The organism is Variovorax sp. PBL-E5, from assembly GCF_901827185.1.
Lineage (GTDB): Bacteria > Pseudomonadota > Gammaproteobacteria > Burkholderiales > Burkholderiaceae_C > Variovorax.
Genome location: NZ_LR594673.1, coordinates 280,610 through 297,871, shown reverse-complemented (window position 1 = coordinate 297,871; position 17,262 = coordinate 280,610). Strand labels below are relative to the sequence as shown.

The window sequence follows — 17,262 nt, the reverse complement described above, 5'->3', positions numbered from 1 at the left end:
CATCGTCTCGTGCGTTCGAAATGAGATGAGGCGCCGGTGCCCTCGGGCCGGCGGACGGCAAAACGGGCAAAGCCGCTATCCTTGAGGCATGAATTCTTCGAAGCAGCAGCCAACATGCAAGGGGCTTGCATGAGACATCCGGTGTCAACCCTCTTGAGAGATTTCGATGCGACAAGCGCTGGAATGGATGGCCGGGTCGTAGAGAGTGCCGTTGGTCCAGATGCGCCAGAGCACACGGGTCCAGGCGCGAGCCAATATGCGCACTGCGTGCGGATGATCGCAACCGCGCTTGCGCGCGGCGTTGTAGACGCTGGCAGCCCATGGGCTGGCATGACGAGAGTTGTCTGCAAGGCAGGTAATGGCTCGACGCAGGCGATGGTTGCAAGCCCATCGGAAGGTGACGGCGCGACTCTTGCCGGACTCGTAGGTGACCGGTACGACGCCTGCCTCGGAGCACAGCTGCTGGGCGCTGGCAAAGCGCTCAGGTACGTCACCCAATTCGGCCAGGATCTGGGCGGCGCAGATGCAACCGGCGCGCGGCAGCGACATCACCGAGATGGCCTGCGGCAGCGCGGTCATGGCTTGGGCAATGTGTGCATCCAGGGCCTTGATCTGGACGCTCAGGGGCTTGAGCACGGCCACCAAGGCCAAGGCGGCCGTAGCGTGGGCCTGGGCGAGCGTGGGTTCGCACAGGCTTGGCGCGGCAGCCTGAAGGCGCTCGAGCAAGACACCGGCCGAACGCCGGCCGCTGTAGCCATGGCGCTTGCAAAAGGCGGCGATCTGGCGGGCGGTGAGTTTGCGCGCGGTAGGCCACTGCTCGATGAAGGCCAGTGCAATGGGCGAATCGACGGCGGCAAAGATGCAGGCGGCGCCAGGCCAATAGGCATCAAGCAGTGCGGTGAGCTGGTTGGCCAGGCGAACGCGCGTGGTCACCAAATCGTCGCGTGTGCGCACCAGGGCGCGCAAGCCGCGGATAGCCGCCGACTGGGGCTGCAAAGCGTGCCAGCGATGACCGTCGGTACGCAGCAAGTCAGCCAGCATGAAGGCATCTCCCGCATCGCTCTTGGCGTTGGTGCTGCGGTAGCGTGGGCGGCTGGCCTTGACGGCGTTGGGGTGGATTGCAAAGACCTGATGGCCGGCTTCAACCAGGGCATCGACGATCAGGCCCGAAGGCCGTTCAATGGCGATGGGCAAGGCCTTGCCGAAGGCAGCGAGCGCGTGCCGCAGCTCGCCCAGTCCTTGGGCGTCGTGGCTGATGGTCAAGTGCTTGAGCACGCTGCCCTGAGCATCGATCACGCACACCGCGTGCGAGCGGTAGGCCCAATCCAGGCCGACAAAGACACTACGAGTCATGGACAACCTCCATCGGTTTGGGTTAAGACTGTCCGTGTCGGAAGGCATGGCGGGACGCTCATAAATTGGCGCTCTGGCTGGGTAGGCGTAGCGCTACATCCGGTGGCCCGTCGTGGCCTTCCGGCACCTCGGGTGCTGCAGGTCTCATGCGGGCTGTCGAACAGCCAGCGCCGCGGGCAGTCACCACGAGGGCACGGAAGTCGGATCGCCACCTCAGCACCTGTCCAAGGCAGCGTCAAGCAGGAGGTTGCCTTATGAGCGCCGCGCCGGGCCGCCCCAAGCAAGCTCGCACCGCAGCCCGCAGGGCGGAGGTTGCCTTATGAGCGCCGGCGAACGATTGCCCGGGACGCCGCAGCCCATGCACTACTGGACCGGCATGCAAGGCGTTCGCCTCGCCGGCGACTCGTGGGGCGATCCCTCCGGCCCGCTGGTGGTGCTTCAGCATGGCGGCGGCCAGACTCGCCACGCATGGAAGCGCACGGGCGAAGTCCTGGGCGCCGCGGGCTATCGTGCAGTCGCCTTCGACGCCCGGGGCCATGGCGACTCCGACTGGGCGGCGGACGGCGCCTACGGCCAGGACGTGATGGTGCAGGACCTGCAATGCGTGCTGGCCCAACTGGGCAACCAGCGCCCCGTGCTGGTCGGCGCTTCCATGGGCGGCGGCACCAGCCTGGTCGCGGCCGGCGAGCATTTCGTCGATGCCAGGGCGCTGGTGCTGGTCGACATCGCGCCGCGCATCGAGGCGGCGGGCGTCCAGAACATCAACGCCTTCATGTCGCGCAATCCCGAGGGCTTCGACTCGCTGGAGCAGGTGGCGGATGCCATCGCCAGCTACCAGCCTCATCGCGAGCGCCCCACGCACCTGCAGGGCCTGGCCAAGAACGTGCGGCTCGGCGCCGACGGCAAATACCACTGGCATTGGGATCCGCGGTTCAGGCAGGGACATCGCGACCTGAAGCTCAGGCAGACCCGGCTGGAGGCCTGTGCGCGTGCGCTCAAGGTGCCCTCGCTGCTGGTGCGCGGCGGCCAGTCCGACGTGTTGACGGACCAGGGCGTGCGCGAATTCCTGGAGATGGCGCCGGACAGCGAGTTCGTCAATGTCGGCTCCGCCGGCCACATGGTCGCGGGCGACCGGAACGATGCTTTCGGCAAGGCGGTCGTCGAATTCCTGACCCGCGTGGTGCCGGCCGCGGGCGCGAACCTCCAACCGCTGCAGCGCATGGAACTGATCGGCCGCCTCGATGCGACCGGCCTGAACGACGTGCCGTAGCGCCCGCCGCGCCGTTTGCATCCAAGGAGAACGCCATGCCGCCCGACGACCCGAAGACACCGTCCCAGCTCGCGCAGGAAGCGCAAAGAACCCGCCGCGAAGCCCTCGAGGCGCTGCAGGGCTATGCCCAGGAAAGCAAGCGGATCGGCCAGGACACGTTGCGCTCGCTCGGTGCCAACGCCGAGGACGCGAAGGCGACGGCGGCCGAGGCGCTCGACACGGTCAGAGGCCTCTCGAACGATGCGAAGGACATCGGCAAGGATGCCGCCGCGATCGGCAAGACCTATGCGAGGAATGCGGTGAACGCGGCCGGCGGAAAGATCAGGAGCTTCAGGGAGCGCGTGGACGACGCCAAGGCCGACTGCGCCCGCTACATCGCCGACGAGCCGGTGCGCGCCGCGCTCTGTGCGGCCGCCGCAGGTGCGGCACTCACCGCATTGCTGATCACGGCACTGCGCAGCGGCCGGCGATAGGCCTGGGCGCCGCGCGGATTCATCCCGGCGCGGGCCCGAGTTCGGGCGCGTTGCCGACCATCATCACGCTCAGCAGCCGGGCCAGGGCCGCGCGTTCCTGCGGCTCGAACATGCGCAGCAGGCGAAGCTCGGCGGCGGCGTGGCGGGGCATCGCCTCGTCGGCCAGCCGCTGACCCCTGGCGGTCAGCCTGACCAGCACGCCGCGTCCGTCCCTCGGATCCGTGGATCGCCGCACGAGGCCATCGCGCTCCAGCCGCTTGAGCAGGTTCGACAGGCCGCCGGAGGTGAACAGCAAGGTGGCCTGCAGACGCGACGGCGTCAGGCGATAGGGCGGTCCCGACACGCGCAGCGTCGCCAGCACCGCGTATTCCTGGTACTTCAATCCGAAGGGCTGCAGGACGGCGTTGAGCGACCGAAGCACGACTTCTTCCAGGCGGATCAGGCGGCCCACCACGGCCTTGCCGCTGCTGTCGAGGTCCGGCCGCTCGCTGGCCCAGAGCGCAATGCCGCGACCCACCAGATCGTTCTTCTCGTGTTCCATCCGCAGACCTTTCTCGGGCCGTCGCGGCGCCGATCCCGGATGCGGCGCGGCGTAACAACCCAGCGCGATCATAAATGTCTTGCACTTATCTTTTGCGAAAGATAAAGTTTGTCCCGCCGACCCGATTCCGGGCCGGCGCGTTCACATCGAAGCGGCCTGCGCTTCGACGGCGTCTTCACCAGGAGCTTCCATGAACCACGGGTTTTCACGTACGCTGGCCTTCGGGCTCGTCACCGCCTTTCTTTGCTGCGCAGCCCAGGCCGAGGATCTGGTGGTGGGCATCTTCGGCGGCTCCTTCGCCGACAACTCCAAGATCTGCCACATCGCTCCCTTCGAGAAGAAGACGGGCGCGAAGGTCACGTTGAAGCTCGGCAATTCGTCGCAGTTCGCGGCGGCCGTGCGCGCGACGGGCGGCAAGTCGGACTTCGACGTGGTCTACATCGACAACTCGCTGGCCGCGCAGCTCAAGAACGAAAAGCTGCTGGAGACCCTCGACAAGTCCAAGCTGAGCAATGCGCCCGACATCTCGCCCAAGGCCTTCGACAAGGACAACCAGTACGTGGCCTTCGAGACCAGCGCCACGCTGATCGTCTACGACCCGACGCAGATCAAGACGCCGCCCACGTCCTGGAACGACCTGTACAAGCCCGAGTACGCCGGCAAGCTTGCGATCGGCGACATCAGCGGCACCTCGGGCGCGCAGCTGCTGATCGCGCTCAACCGCATGAAGGGCGGCACGCTCACCAACATGGACCCGGGCTTCGAAGCGATCAAGCCGCTCGCCAAGGCTTCGGTCACGCTCTATACCCAGGCCGATCAGCTGGTGTCGATGTTCGAGCGCAAGGAAATCGCGATCGCCGTCTGGTATCCCGATCGCGCCGGCGCGGCCATGGACAAGGGCCTGCCGCTCGCGGTCGCCTATCCGAAGGAGGGCGCGGTCGGCATTCTTCCGGCGCTGGTGATCCCGAAGGGCGCGAAGTCGCCGGAGCTGGCGTTGAAGTACATCGACGAGGTGTTGTCGCGCGACGGCCAGGCCTGCTTCGCCGAGAAGAGCTATGCCGGCCCGGTCAACACCAAGGCGACGGTGTCGGACAAGGCGGCCAAGATCGTTCCCTACCGCGAGACCTTCGACAAGCTCTACCTGCCCGAACCGGAAGCGGTCGCCAAGGGCCTGCCGGAATGGTCCAAGCGCTGGCAGCGCGAAGTGGCGCGCTGAACATGCCATCTCTCACGCTGGACCGGCTTGAAAAACGATACGGCGAACAGCTGGCCGTCGCGTCTGTCTCGCTCTCGGTGCAGGACGGCGAATTCATCTCGCTGCTCGGGCCCTCGGGCTGTGGCAAGACGACGGTGCTGCGCATGGTGGCAGGGCTGATCCAGCCCACCAGCGGCCGCATCCTCATCGACGGCCAGGACGTGACGGCGCTGCCGACCAACAAGCGACGCATCGGGCTGGTGTTCCAGTCGTATGCGCTGTTCCCGCACATGAGCGTGTTCGAGAACGTGGCCTTCGGCCTGCGTCGTCAGGGCGTCGACGGCAGCGACCTGAAGCGGCGCGTCGAAGAGGCGCTCGCGAGCGTGCGGCTGGTGGGCTATGGCGCACGCCTGCCGCGCCAGCTCTCGGGCGGGCAGCAGCAGCGCGTCGCGGTCGCGCGCTCGATCGCGCCGCGGCCCAGCATCCTGCTGTTCGACGAGCCGCTGTCCAACCTCGATGCCTCGCTGCGCGACGAGATGCAGATCGAGCTCAAGCGGCTGCAGAAGGAAGTCGGCATCACCACGCTCTTCGTCACACACGACCAGGGCGAAGCGATGTCGATGTCGGACCGCGTCTGCGTGCTGGCGCATGGCGTGGTGCAGCAGTTCGCCAAGCCCGAGGAGATCTACCACCGTCCGGCCACCGGCTTCGTCGCCAGCTTCATCGGACGGCCGAACCGGCTGTCGGGTTCCCTCAAGCGGGTCGGCGCCGCGGGCGCGATGGTGGAACTGGCGGACGGCATCCGGCTGCCGACCGCCTTGTCCGATGGCATGGCCGACGGCGCTGCGGTGGACGTCGTGGTGCGCCAGGAGGACATTCGCTTCGCCGGCACCGGCGAGCCCGCCGCGCTCGAGGGAAGGGTTGCGCTGCGTTCCTTCGTCGGCGCGCGCGTGCAGTACGTGGTGTCGCTCGGCACCGTCGAGCTGATCGCCGAGGCGCCATCCAGCGGCATCCATGCCGCGCTCGATGTCGGCATGCCGGTGCGCCTCGCGGTCGATCCGATGCACGTGTACGTGAACGAGAAGCGCGCGGAGGCCGCATGAATCGGTCGAGACTCCCGGGCCTGCTGCTCGCGTCTCCCTTGCTCGTGCTGCTGCTGCTCGTCTTCGTCGCGCCGGTGCTCTTGATGCTGCCGCTGAGCCTGCACGACTATTTGCCGGGCACCGGCATCTCCGCGACGTGGACGCTGTCCAACTACACCAGCATCGTCACCGACAGCTATTACCGCGAGGTGGTGGTGCGCACGCTGGTGCTGGGCTTCGGCGTCACCGCCATCTGCCTCGTGCTCGGCTATCCGCTGGCCTATTACATCGCGAACGCGGGGCCGAGGATGCGGCTCACGCTGACGATGCTGGTCATCTTTCCGATGCTGCTGAACCTGGTGGTGCGTTCCTTCGGCTGGATCGCGCTGTTGGCCAACCGGGGACTCATCAACAATCTGCTGGTCGACGTCGGCCTGATCGAGCGGCCGATCAAGATGATGTTCAACCTGTTCGGCTTGCTGGTCGGTATGTCGCACATCTTCCTGCCCTTCATGGTGCTGATGCTGGTGCCGGCGATCCAGGCGATCTCGAAGGATGTCCAGGCCGCGGCCTACACGCTCGCGGCCAGCCGGGCGCGCGTGTTCTGGTCGGTGACGCTGCCGATGACCGCGTCCGGCATCCTGGCCGGCTCGATCCTCGTCTTCGTGCTGACCATCAGTGCGCTGGTCACGCCGCGCATGCTCGGCGGCCCGACCTATAAGGTGATGGCGACCATGGTCTACGACGACTTCCTGCAGACGCTCGACTGGCCCAGCGGCGCGGCGATGTCCTTCGCGCTGACCGCGATGACCCTGCTGGTGATCGGCCTGTCGAGCCGCGTGCTCAAGCGCTGGGGAGGCACGGCGTGAAAACGAGCGAGCGCGGCCCGGGACGCGTCCTCGCGACGGCGGCCTTCGGCGTGATCTTCTTTCTTCAACTGCCGGTGCTGGTCGTCATGCTGGCGGCCTTCAGCAAGACGGCGTACCTGACGATTCCGCCGCAGGGACTCACGCTGCACTGGTTCGACGTGGTGCTGCGCGACTCGGAATACCTCAGCGCGACCTGGACCAGCCTCTGGCTCGCCTGCGCGGCGACGGCAGCGGCGCTGGTGCTGGGCCTGGCGGCGGCCTATGCGCTGCATCGCAAGATGGTTCCGGCCGCAGCAGCGCTCACGTCCGTGATGATGGCGCCGCTGATCCTGCCCTCCGTCGTGCTGGGCGTGGCGCTGCTGCAGTACTACACGCTGACCGGCATGCGCGGCAACTCGATCGGGCTCTGGCTCGCGCACGTCGTCATCGCCGTGCCCTACGTGGTGCGTGCCTGCCTGTCGAGCCTTGCCTCGGTCGACGATGCGCTCGAGGATGCAGCCCAGGTGCTGGGCGCCGACGGCTTCACGAGCTTTCGGCTGGTCACCTTGCCGCTGGTCAAGTCGGGGCTGGTGGCGGGCGGGCTGTTCGCCTTCATCACCTCGCTGGACAACGTGCCGGTCTCGATCTTTCTCTTGTCCGCGAGCCAGACCACGCTGCCGGTCAAGATCTTCACCTCGGTCGAGCAGGGCGTGGATCCCAGTGTCGCGGCCGTCTCGACCCTGCTCATCGTCTTCACCGGCATCGTGCTGCTTCTGGCGGAACGCTGGACCGGCTTTCACAAACACGTCTGAATCCGAAGGAGTCTTCCATGTCCGTGACCAGCAAAGGCTTTCCCCTGATGCTGACCTTCGATCTCGATGCCGAGACGATGTGGACCGGGCGCGATCCCGCCAATGCCCAACGGCCGATCCTGATGTCGCAGGGCGCGTACGGCTGGAAGGTCGGCATGCCGCGCGTGATGGCGCTGCTCGATCGCTACGGCATCAAGGCGACCTTCTTCATCCCCGGCGAAGTCGCCGAGCGCCAGCCCGCGCTGGTGCGCGAGGTCGTCGAGCGCGGGCACGAGGTCGCCCATCACAGCTACAGCCATCGCTGGATCGTCAACCTGTCGCCCGACGAAGAGCGCGAGGAGATGCGCAAGGGCATGGAGATCCTCACCGCATTGACCGGCAGCCGCCCGCGCGGCTGGCGCTCGCCCGCGGCGGAGTTCAGCGCCATCACGCTCGACCTGATCAAGGAGTACGGCTTCGACTATTCCTCGAACTTCTTCGACGACGATTCGCCGTACCTGCTGGAGATCGGCGGCCAGCGCACCGACATCGTCGAGCTGCCGTTCCGCTGGGTGCTCGACGATGCGCCCTTCTTCCAGTACTCGATCGTGCTGCCGGGCCGCACGCTGCAGGCGCCGTCGGCGGTGCTCGAAGCCTGGAAGAGCGAGTTCGACGTGCTCTATGCGGAGGACCGGATGATGATGGTCGGCATGCATCCCGAGATCATCGGCCAGCCGTCGCGCATCAAGGTGCTGGAAGGGCTGATCGAGCATGCGCTGTCGCACCGGAATGTGTGGATCGATCGCTGCGACCGTATCTCCGACGACATGCGGCCGCGGCTGAAGGCCGCTGCGAAAGGCGCGGCATGAGCCTCGCGCATCAAGGGCAGCGCTTTCTGGTCAGCGGCGGCGCCAGCGGCATCGGCTTGGCCGTGGCGCGCCTCGCATTGGCACGCGGCGCGCGCGTCTGCCTGCTCGATCGCGACCGCGCCGCGCTCGAAGCGGTCTGCGGCGAACTCGGCGATGGCGCGTTCGCGGCCGTCTGCGACGTTGCCGATCCCTTGGCGGTCGGCGCGGCCGTCGCACAGGCGGCCGAGCAGCTCGGTGGCATCGACGCGCTGGTCAATTCCGCCGGCATCGATTCGCGCATGCCGCTGGAGCAGCTGTCCGATGCCGAATGGGCACGCACGCTCGCGGTCAACCTGACCGGCCCGATGCTGCTGTGCCGCGCCGCGCTGCCGCACCTGCGCGGCGCGGGCGGTGGCACCATCGTCAACGTGTCCTCGGGTGCCGGCCTGAGCCCGTTGCTGCATCGCACGGCCTACTGCGCGAGCAAGGCCGGCGTCATCATGTTCGGCAAGGCGCTGGCGATCGAGGTCGCACCCGACAACATCCGCGTCAATGCGGTGTGCCCGGGCGCGGTCGACACGCCGCTGTTCCGCACCAGCTACGAACAGAGCGCCGATCCCGAGCGCGATCTGGAACTCATCCGCCAGCGCTACGCCTTGCATCGCATCGCGCAGCCGGAGGAACTGGCCGAAGCGATCCTCTATCTCAGCGGACCGGGCTCGAGCTACATCACCGGCACCGCGCTGGCCGTCGACGGCGGCCGCACCTTCCATTGATCGAGAGGATGCAGATGAAATTCGACCATCGCATCGCCGTGGTCACCGGTGGCGGCCAGGGCATCGGTGCCGCGGCGGCCCTGCGCTTTCTGGACGAAGGCGCGCGGGTCGCAGTGCTGGACCTGGACTGCGCGCCGCTGATCGAGCAGCTCGCCGCCGTGCCCGATGCGGCGGCACGCTGTCTCTGCGTCGCCGGTGACTGCACCGATGCGGCCATCGTCTGCGCTTTCTTCGACCGCGTCGAAGCCGAGCTCGGGCCGGTGGACCTGCTGTTCAACAACGTCGGGCAGAGCGCGCGCGAACGCTCCGGCCCCTTCGTCGCCTCGGAAGAGGCCACCTGGCGCTTCGTGCTCGAGGTCTCGCTGCTGACGACGATGCGGGCTTCGCGCCGCGTCGCGCCCGGCATGCGCGAGCGCGGCTTCGGCCGCATCGTCAACATGAGCTCGGATGCCGCGCTGGTCGGCGACAGCGGCCTGGCCGACTACGCCACCGCCAAGATGGGCGTGATCGGCTTCACGCGCGCACTGGCGCGCGAACTGGCGCCGCACGGCGTGACCGTCAATGCCGTGTGCCCGGGCGCGATCCGCACGCGCGCCCACGACAAGCTCAAGCCCGAGGTTCTCGCGCGCATCGTCGCCGACACGCCGGCCGGCTTCATCGGCGCACCCGAGGACATCGCGGCGGCGGTGAGTTTTCTGGCGGGCGACGACGCGCGCTTCATCACCGGGCAGACCTTGCTGATCGACGGCGGTCGCTGGATGGTCTGAACGAACGACTGGCCGGACCTGGAGGAATCGAATGGATGTCATGAACCACAGCGCGCGCGAACTCGCGTCGCTGATCCGGCGCAGGAAGATCTCGCCGGTGGAAGCCGTGCAGGGCGCGCTCGACCGCATCGAGGCGCGGCGCGAGCTCAATGCCTTCATCACCGTCACCGCCGACCAGGCGCTGGCCGCGGCGCGGGTTGCCGAGGCGGCCGTGATGGCCGGCGCCGAACTGCCGCCGCTGCATGGCGTGCCCTATTCGGTCAAGGACCTGACGGCCACGGCCGGCGTGCGCACCACCATGGGCTCGGCGATCTACGAGAACTTCGTGCCGAAGGAAGATGCCATCGCCGTCGCGCGCGCCAAGGCGGCCGGCGCGATCCTGATCGGCAAGACCACCACGCCCGAGTTCGGCCACAAGCCGGTGGCGGTGGCGCCGATCTTCGGTCGCACGCTGCATCCGATCGATCCGCGCTTCACGCCGGGCGCGTCGAGCAGCGGTGCGGCGGTGGCGGTGGCGGCGGGCATGGGTCCGCTGGCGCTCGGCACCGACGGCGGCGGATCGATCCGCATCCCGTCCTCGTGCTGCGGCATCGTCGGGCTGAAGCCGACGCTCGGCATGGTGCCGCATCTGCAGGCGCCCGACCTGTTCTCCGTCAATTCCTTCGTCGGCCCGATGGCGCGCGACGTGGCCGACACGGCGCTGCTGTTCGATGCGATCCGCGGCTTCGACCGGCGCGATCCCTATGGGCTGGGCGCCGAAGCGCAGGGCCGGCCGGTGCCGTTGTCGCTCGCCGGATTGAAGGTCGCGTGGCTGCCCAGTGCCGGCAACCCGGTCGACCCGGAAGTGCTCGCAGCCACCCGCGCCGCGGTGCGCGCGATGGAAGGCGAGGGCGCGATCGTCGAAGAGATCCGGCTCGACTTCGTCTCGCTCGAACGGCACTTCCTCGTGCTGCTGCAGTCGCTGCTGGCCGCGCGCATCGGCGACAACCTCGAGCGCTTCGGCCAGCGCATCGATCCGACGCTGGTCGAAGCCGTGCTGAAGGGCCGCCAGCACAGCGCCATCGCATTGCACGAAGCCGGCTTCGCGAAGACGCGCTGCTTTGCCGAACTGCAGGCGCTGTTCGAGCGCTATGACGTGCTGGTGTCGCCGACGGTGTCTGCGCCGCCGCTCTCGATCGACGTCGATGTGAGCGGCGAGATCGAGATCGCCGGCGTGCCGGCGGGCACTGTGCGCGGTGCGTGGTATCCCTACACCTACCCGATGAACCTCACGGGACATCCGGCGCTGTCGATGCCGTGCGGCAAGAGTTCGCTCGGGCTTCCGATCGGGCTGCAGCTGGCGGGGCGCTGGTACGACGACCGCTACCTGCTGGGCATCGCCGCATTGCTGGAAGCCCGGATCGGCTGACCCTCGCCACCTCGAAGAACCGCGGTGCCAGCGCCGAAGCCGGTGCGAGGCGCGATGATCCACCGCGCCGCGATGGCTACCTCTGCGACTGTTCGGTCAAGGGCATTGCCAGGCGCTTGTATTCGCTGCGCTTCATGGCGAGATAGTCGTCCCGGTCCAATTCATGCAGTTGCCGGGCATAGCGCTCCGTGCTGTCGAACCACGTCGCGAGTCGCTGTGCGAGTTGTTTGGGGGCGTCCATGTAGGCATCGATGGCGAGGTAGTAGCGCATGGTGTTGCGCTCCACCACGCCGCGCACGCCGCCCACGTAGTCGGGCTGCCCGGCAGAATCCTTGCCCGTTGCGGTGAATCCCACCTTGTCGGCGCCGATGGTGGCGAGATAGCCTTGCATCGCGATGCGCGCTGCCATCCCGTAGGCATAGGCGTAGCCGAGATGGATGAAGGTGTTGCCGTTGCCGAGCGGCGTCGCCTCGAGTTCGATGCGGTAGTCGCGGGTCGACAGCGGCCCCTTGTCGGCTTTCAGTCGCACGCTCAGGTAGTCGGCGGCGACGGTCGGCGTCTGCCAGACGAAATCGACGCGCTGCGCATCCGAAAGCGGCTGGTCGAACTTGCGGCCGATCGAGACGGCGAGCGTTCTGACATCGCCTGTCTCGCGCACCGCACAGTACTTGGTGTTGAGGTGCAGCATCAGCACATCGCACCAGACGCCGGGCTGGCTCAGCGAACTGCTCACCTGATCGAAGGGATGACTCAATACCGCGAAGATATCGCCGCTCAACTGACCGGAGGCTTCCGTCGATTCGAGCACCAGCGGCCGCCCGAAGGCGTTGCGATCGAGCTGCGTCTGCACGGCGTCGTATTTGGCCTGCAAGGCAGCGGCACTGCCCAGTTGTGCCTGTGCCTGGGCGATCACCGGCAGACCCAGGACCAGGAACCAGCCCCACAGCACCCATCGGCGAAGTGTCGCGTGTTTCATGATGAGGCGGATTTTCATGCTGCGTCGGTCGCTTGGCTAGGCCTGTTCACACATAAATCACCCCCGCGCCGGGCCGGCGACTTGCATGGCGGCCGCGAGTCGCTCTTCCAGTCGTTGCCGGTCAGCCCAGAGCCGTCCGGCCACCAGGGTCACGACCTCGAATCCGAAGGCCGGGTTCTGGAAATAGAGCGTCTTGAAAGTCATCTCGTCCATCTGCAGCACGGTGCAGTTCGTCACGCAGCGGGCGGTCAGGCTGCGGCACTTGGTGGGCGCAAAGAACGCGATCTCGCCGAACAGCCGGCCGGGCGCCATCGTTTCCCCGATTTCCACGAACTCGATGCGTCCGTCGACGAGGAAATACAGATGCGTGGCCGCATCGCCCTTGCGGAAAAGCACGGCATCCTTCTTCAGCCGCCGCCGGCGCATGTAAGGGCGCAGCCAGACGCCGGACAGGTCATTCGACGCCGCGGCTTCCTGTACGCGGCGCGTCAGGCGCGCCATTTCGGCCGCGCGGAAGATGTTGATGGGCAGCAGCGCGCCGTGCAACACCACCATGATCAGCGACGGATGCAGCGCGCCATAGATCAGAAAGCCCAGGTTGCCGCCGACCGCGAGGCAGCGCAGCGGGATCATGGTCTTCACGAAGGAACTCACGATCACCAGCATGCCGGCGACGCCCGCAGAGCAGAGCGCGATGATGCCGGAGGGCGTGGCCACGGCCGAGCTCAAGGCGGCAACGGCGGCGTCGAACAATGCGAGCGTTGACATGGGCGTCCTCTCCAACCGGTCCTGGTCGGGCAATGATGGACCAACTGGGGGTTGCCGGGCGTTCAATCGCATCCCAGGGACCGCCGGCCGAGGTCGACGCCGATCCGGTGGCGCCGCCAACGGAATTGGCGCAGCATTGCGGCACGCGATGACCATCACCTGTGTCGGCTGCGGCGGCGAAGTGCCGCCCGCGTCCTCCTTCTGCCAGCGCTGCGGGCGTCGGCTGGCCGGGCCTTGCCGGGCCTGCGGCTTCGCGTGCGAGGCTGAATTCGCGTTCTGTCCGCGCTGCGGCGCGGACTTGGGGCCGGGTCGTGCGCCGAGCACGGTGGCGCCGCCGCCGCCGCCGCCGCCGCCAGCGGCCGACAGCGTCGATCACGAGGCGGATCGGCGCCTGGTCACCGTGCTGTTCGCCGATCTGACGGGCTTCACCTCACTGGCCGAACGGACCGACCCGGAACGCCTGCGCGCCTTCCAGAACGCCCTGTTCGAGACCATGGCGCAGGCCGTCGCCCGCTACGAGGGCTTCGTCGAGAAGTTCGTGGGCGACGCGGTGATGGCGGTGTTCGGCGCGCCGCGTGCGCACGAGGACGATCCTGTGCGCGCCATCCAGGCCGCGCAGGAGATGCTGCAGGCCATGCAGCGGCTCAGTCTGCAATGGGCCGGCCGCCTGGGTGGCCCGGTGACCCTTCACATCGGGATCCACACCGGGCCGGTCGTGGCCGGCAGCCTGGGCGGTGTCGCCGGCGGTGCCGGCGCTGCCTACGCCGTCACGGGCGACACCGTGAGCACGGCCTCGCGGCTGCTGTCGGCTGCCGCGCCCGGCGCTGTGTTGGTGTCGGAGACGACCCAGGCCTTGGCGCGGCACCGCTTCAGCTTCCTGCCGGCCAAGACCCTGGCATTGCGCGGCAAGGCGCAGCCGCTGCGGGTTCACCAGCTGGCCGGCGCGCGCGATGACGTGCTTTCGGCACGCGGCCTGGCCGAACTGGGCCTGGCCGCGCCGCTGGTCGGGCGCGCCGAGGCGATGGCGTGCCTGCTGGCTGCATTCGATCGCATGCACAGCGGCCGCGCCCAGGTCGTCAGCGTGGTCGGCGAAGCCGGCGCCGGCAAGTCGCGCCTGCTGGCCGAACTGTTCGCGCGGCTGGAACGCGATGGCCGGCTTGCGGCGACGGCGGTGCGCCGTACCAGCTGTTCGTCGCTCGGAGAGCCGACTTACGGCACCTTCGGCGCGCTGTTCCGCGAGGCCTATCGCGTCGACGCAGGGGATCCGCTCGAACTGGCTCGGCGCAAGCTGCACGACGGGCTGCTGGCGCTCGGCGCCGACGCCGACGAAACCGATGCGATCGCGCAGGTACTGCCCTACCTGCTCGGCCTGCAGGATGATGCGCGGCCGCGCGATATCGAGCCCGAGCAGTTGCAGCGTCAGATCACGCTGGCGGCGCGCTCGCTGATCGAGCGCCGGTTGGCGCAGCGGCCGCTGATGGTGGTGGTCGACGATCTGCATTGGGCCGACGCGGCGTCGGTCGATCTGCTGCGCGAGGTGGCCGACCAGCTGGCCGACCGGCCCTTGATGCTGCTGGTCCTGCAGCGCCCCGATGCGCGTGCACTGCGCCCCACCCGCGCCCAGCAGGCGGTGGTCGAGCTGGGTCCGCTGGGCAACGCAGACGCACAGGCGCTCGTGGATCACCTCCTCGGCACGCCGGCGGACGCCGCCCTGGCGCCGGTGCGCGATTTCGTCGCAGCGCGCGCCGGCGGCAACCCGCTGTTTGTCGAGGAAATCGTTCGCAGCCTCGCGGGCAACGGCCTGCTGGTGCGCCAGGAGGATCGCTGGGTGTGCGAGGCGCCGTACGAGGCGATGGACGTTCCCGCCACGCTGTATGGCCTGCTGCTGTCGCGCATCGACCGGCTGGACAGCGACGACCGCCGAACGCTGCAGGAAGCCGCGGTTCTCGGCGCCGAGTTCGACAGCACCCTGCTGCTGCGCATCGCGGGCGATGTGCCCCAAGCCACGGCGGCAGCGCTGGCCCGGCTGGCCGCGGCCGACCTGATCCGCAGCGAGGGTGACGGCGGTGCGCAGCGCTGGCGCTTCACGCACGCGCTGCTGCACGAGGTGACCTACCAGAACCTGTTGCTGACGCGGCGCGCCGAATTGCACCGCCGCACCGCCCTCGCGCTGGAAGCCGCGCTCGGCGCACGAGCGCAGTCGACGATCGGAGACGAAGCCTCCAGTCCGGGCCGTCTGGCCGAACTGGAGGCGCTGGGCCACCATTGGAGCCTGTCGCCGGACAAGGTGCGCGGCGCGCGCTACCTGCTGGACGCCGGCGACTGGGCACGCGCGGTCTATGCCAACGACGACGCGCTGCGCCACTACGAACGCGCGCTGCGCACACTGGCCGAAGTCTCGGCGGAAACGTCGGCGCCGGCGGCCGCCGTCGAGGCCGCGGAACTCGACGCGCGGGAGCGCATCGCCGATCTGCTGGGCCTCAAGGGGCAGCACGCCGAGGCGCTGGCGCATTACGACACCGTGTATCAGACCGTGGAACAGCGGAACGATCCGGTCCGCGCCGCACGCTTGCTGCGCAAGATGGGCGGCCTGCATTGGCAGGCAGGAGAGCGCGATCGTGCCAGCGCCTGCTTCAGCGCCGGACTGGAACGCCTGGGCGACGACGGCGATGCCATCGAGCGCGGGCACCTGCTCCAGGAGATGGGCCGGTTCGCGTTCCGTGCCGGCGACAACGCCACCGCCGTGGCGTTCGCACAGCGCGCGCTGATGGCGTTGCCGGCGGCCGACGACAGCCTTCCCGAGCGCGCGCGCGAGGCCACCGTCGTGCGCGCCGAGGCATGCAACACGCTGGGCGTTGCGCTGGCGCGTCTGGGCAGGCCCATCGAGGCGGTGACACAGATCGAAAGCAGCGTCGCCCAGGCCGAAGCCCAACACCTGCTGCAGGCCGCCTGCCGCGGCTACACCAATCTCGGGGTGCTCTATGCATCGCTCGATCCGCAGCGCAGCATCGAGACCTGCCTGCGTGGCCTCGAAACCGCCAGGAAGGTCGGGGATCTCGGCTTCCAGTCGCGGCTCTACGCCAACCTGGCGGTGGCCTACTGCGCGCTGACCAATCGCTGCGAGGCCGAGGGCATCGCGGCGGCACAGGCGGCGGCAAACCTGGACCGCCGCCTCGGCCTGCTGGATCACCTCGCCGTGCCGCTGATCGTTCTCGGCCAGATCCACCAATGCCACGGCGATCATGCGCAAGCGTTCGCGTGGTACCAGGAAGCCTTGCAACTGGCCGAGCAGATCGACGAGCCGCAACTGCTGTTTCCTTGCTACGATGGTTTGGCAACGCTGTACCTTGACACGGGCCGCCCGGCACAGGCCGAGACCTATCTCGCCAAGGCGCAGGCCGTGTGCGAGCGCGCCGGACTCGAGCCCGACGCTTTGATGGTGCTTCCATTCCTCTGCTGATTTTTGTTGGAAGGAGTCCGGACATGACAACCTCAACTGCGGCGATGCTTCCGCCCATGGCGCCGGGAGACGCGGCCCCTGACTTCGCGCTGCCGGCGGTGGCCGGACCCGAGGTCGTTTCACTCGACCAATACCGCGGACGCAGTCCGCTGTTCCTGGCGCTGCTGTTGGGCCTGTGGTGTCCGTTCTGCCGGCGGCAGCTCGTCCAGCTCGGCAACTTCGAGAGCAGGCTGAAGGCGCTGGGTGTCGAGACCGTCGCCGTGGTGGCCACCGAGCCGGAGAACGCGCGGCTGTACTTCAAGTTCCGGCCGACGCGGCTGCGCCTGGCCGCCGACCCCGATCTGACAACGCACCGTGCCTACCGGGTGCCCAAACCGGAACCCACGCCCGACATGCTGCAGGCCATGGCCGAGACCCGCATCAATCCATTCGGCGACCTGCCTGAACCGTTGCCGATCGCCGAGGTGGCCAAGCTGATGCAGGAACGCGATGGCTACGCCTACACGCCGACCGACCAGGGCGAGGTCGAGCGGCAGTGGCCGCAGCTGAAGGCGCTGTTCCTGATCGATCGCGAGGGCATCGTGCGCTGGGCGAACATCGAGTGCGGCGCCGAGGGCCTGGCCGGCATCGGCAAGTTTCCGTCCGAGGAGGTGATCCTCGACGCGGCACGCGCCTGCGTTGCCTGACAAAGCCCGGCGGGACGCGA

16 protein-coding genes are annotated in these 17,262 nt (G+C 68.2%); 12 read left to right on the top strand and 4 right to left on the bottom strand.

Annotated elements, in window-relative coordinates:
• Positions 1–144 precede the first annotated feature (144 nt).
• Positions 145–1,353 carry an IS110 family transposase gene (locus WDLP6_RS33325; protein WP_174259955.1) on the bottom strand — a complete coding sequence of 403 codons (1,209 nt, stop codon included), beginning with the start codon at positions 1,351–1,353 and terminating at the stop codon, positions 145–147.
• A gap of 319 nt (positions 1,354–1,672) precedes the next feature.
• Between WDLP6_RS33325 and WDLP6_RS33320 the strand changes: the two genes are divergently transcribed.
• Together WDLP6_RS33320 and WDLP6_RS33315 are read left to right on the top strand one after the other, a co-directional pair.
• The gene (locus WDLP6_RS33320) at positions 1,673–2,623 is read left to right on the top strand and encodes an alpha/beta fold hydrolase (RefSeq protein ID WP_162571930.1); all 951 of its coding nucleotides are present in this window, start codon (positions 1,673–1,675) and stop codon (positions 2,621–2,623) included.
• Positions 2,624–2,658: 35 nt separating this feature from the next.
• A complete protein-coding gene (locus tag WDLP6_RS33315) occupies positions 2,659–3,096 on the top strand; it encodes a hypothetical protein (RefSeq protein ID WP_162595568.1) in 438 nt (145 codons plus the stop codon).
• 19 nt (positions 3,097–3,115) lie between these two features.
• On the opposite strand, the gene WDLP6_RS33310 is transcribed toward WDLP6_RS33315, so the two are convergent.
• The gene (locus WDLP6_RS33310; protein WP_232077693.1) at positions 3,116–3,637 is read right to left on the bottom strand and encodes a MarR family winged helix-turn-helix transcriptional regulator; all 522 of its coding nucleotides are present in this window, start codon (positions 3,635–3,637) and stop codon (positions 3,116–3,118) included.
• 190 nt (positions 3,638–3,827) lie between these two features.
• Between WDLP6_RS33310 and WDLP6_RS33305 the strand changes: the two genes are divergently transcribed.
• Genes WDLP6_RS33305 through WDLP6_RS33270 form a run of 8 tightly spaced genes read left to right on the top strand, consistent with a single transcriptional unit; the run spans position 3,828 to position 11,352 of the window.
• The gene (locus WDLP6_RS33305; protein ID WP_162571927.1) at positions 3,828–4,853 is read left to right on the top strand and encodes an ABC transporter substrate-binding protein; all 1,026 of its coding nucleotides are present in this window, start codon (positions 3,828–3,830) and stop codon (positions 4,851–4,853) included.
• A gap of 2 nt (positions 4,854–4,855) precedes the next feature.
• On the top strand, positions 4,856–5,935 hold the full coding sequence (locus WDLP6_RS33300; protein ID WP_162571926.1) for an ABC transporter ATP-binding protein: 1,080 nt from the start codon (positions 4,856–4,858) through the stop codon (positions 5,933–5,935).
• The gene (locus tag WDLP6_RS33295; RefSeq protein ID WP_162595565.1) at positions 5,932–6,783 is read left to right on the top strand and encodes an ABC transporter permease; all 852 of its coding nucleotides are present in this window, start codon (positions 5,932–5,934) and stop codon (positions 6,781–6,783) included. Before WDLP6_RS33300 ends, WDLP6_RS33295 begins: the two co-directional genes overlap by 4 nt.
• Positions 6,780–7,574 (top strand): ABC transporter permease, encoded by a 795-nt coding sequence (locus WDLP6_RS33290; RefSeq protein ID WP_162571924.1) that lies wholly within the window; start codon positions 6,780–6,782, stop codon positions 7,572–7,574. Before WDLP6_RS33295 ends, WDLP6_RS33290 begins: the two co-directional genes overlap by 4 nt.
• A gap of 17 nt (positions 7,575–7,591) precedes the next feature.
• Positions 7,592–8,422, top strand: a complete 831-nt coding sequence (locus WDLP6_RS33285; RefSeq protein WP_162571923.1) for a polysaccharide deacetylase family protein — start codon at positions 7,592–7,594, stop codon at positions 8,420–8,422.
• Positions 8,419–9,177, top strand: a complete 759-nt coding sequence (locus WDLP6_RS33280; RefSeq protein WP_162595564.1) for an SDR family NAD(P)-dependent oxidoreductase — start codon at positions 8,419–8,421, stop codon at positions 9,175–9,177. The genes WDLP6_RS33285 and WDLP6_RS33280 overlap by 4 nt, the downstream gene beginning before the upstream one ends.
• Before the next feature lie 14 nt (positions 9,178–9,191).
• A complete protein-coding gene (locus tag WDLP6_RS33275; RefSeq protein WP_162595563.1) occupies positions 9,192–9,944 on the top strand; it encodes an SDR family NAD(P)-dependent oxidoreductase in 753 nt (250 codons plus the stop codon).
• A gap of 31 nt (positions 9,945–9,975) precedes the next feature.
• Entirely contained in the window at positions 9,976–11,352 is a 1,377-nt protein-coding gene (locus tag WDLP6_RS33270) for an amidase (RefSeq protein WP_162595562.1), read from the top strand.
• A 76-nt stretch (positions 11,353–11,428) separates the two neighbouring features.
• Here the strand turns inward: WDLP6_RS33270 and WDLP6_RS33265 are convergent, their stop codons facing one another.
• Positions 11,429–12,328: a hypothetical protein gene (locus WDLP6_RS33265; protein WP_232077691.1), complete on the bottom strand. Its 900-nt coding sequence runs from the start codon at positions 12,326–12,328 to the stop codon at positions 11,429–11,431.
• Between the two features lie 57 nt (positions 12,329–12,385).
• Entirely contained in the window at positions 12,386–13,096 is a 711-nt protein-coding gene (locus WDLP6_RS33260; RefSeq protein WP_162595561.1) for a Crp/Fnr family transcriptional regulator, read from the bottom strand.
• A 148-nt stretch (positions 13,097–13,244) separates the two neighbouring features.
• Here WDLP6_RS33260 and WDLP6_RS33255 point away from each other — a divergent pair, with 148 nt between their 5' ends.
• Together WDLP6_RS33255 and WDLP6_RS33250 are read left to right on the top strand one after the other, a co-directional pair.
• The gene (locus tag WDLP6_RS33255) at positions 13,245–16,556 is read left to right on the top strand and encodes an ATP-binding protein (RefSeq protein WP_162595560.1); all 3,312 of its coding nucleotides are present in this window, start codon (positions 13,245–13,247) and stop codon (positions 16,554–16,556) included.
• Between the two features lie 23 nt (positions 16,557–16,579).
• On the top strand, positions 16,580–17,242 hold the full coding sequence (locus tag WDLP6_RS33250) for a redoxin domain-containing protein (RefSeq protein ID WP_232077689.1): 663 nt from the start codon (positions 16,580–16,582) through the stop codon (positions 17,240–17,242).
• Positions 17,243–17,262: the final 20 nt, after the last annotated feature.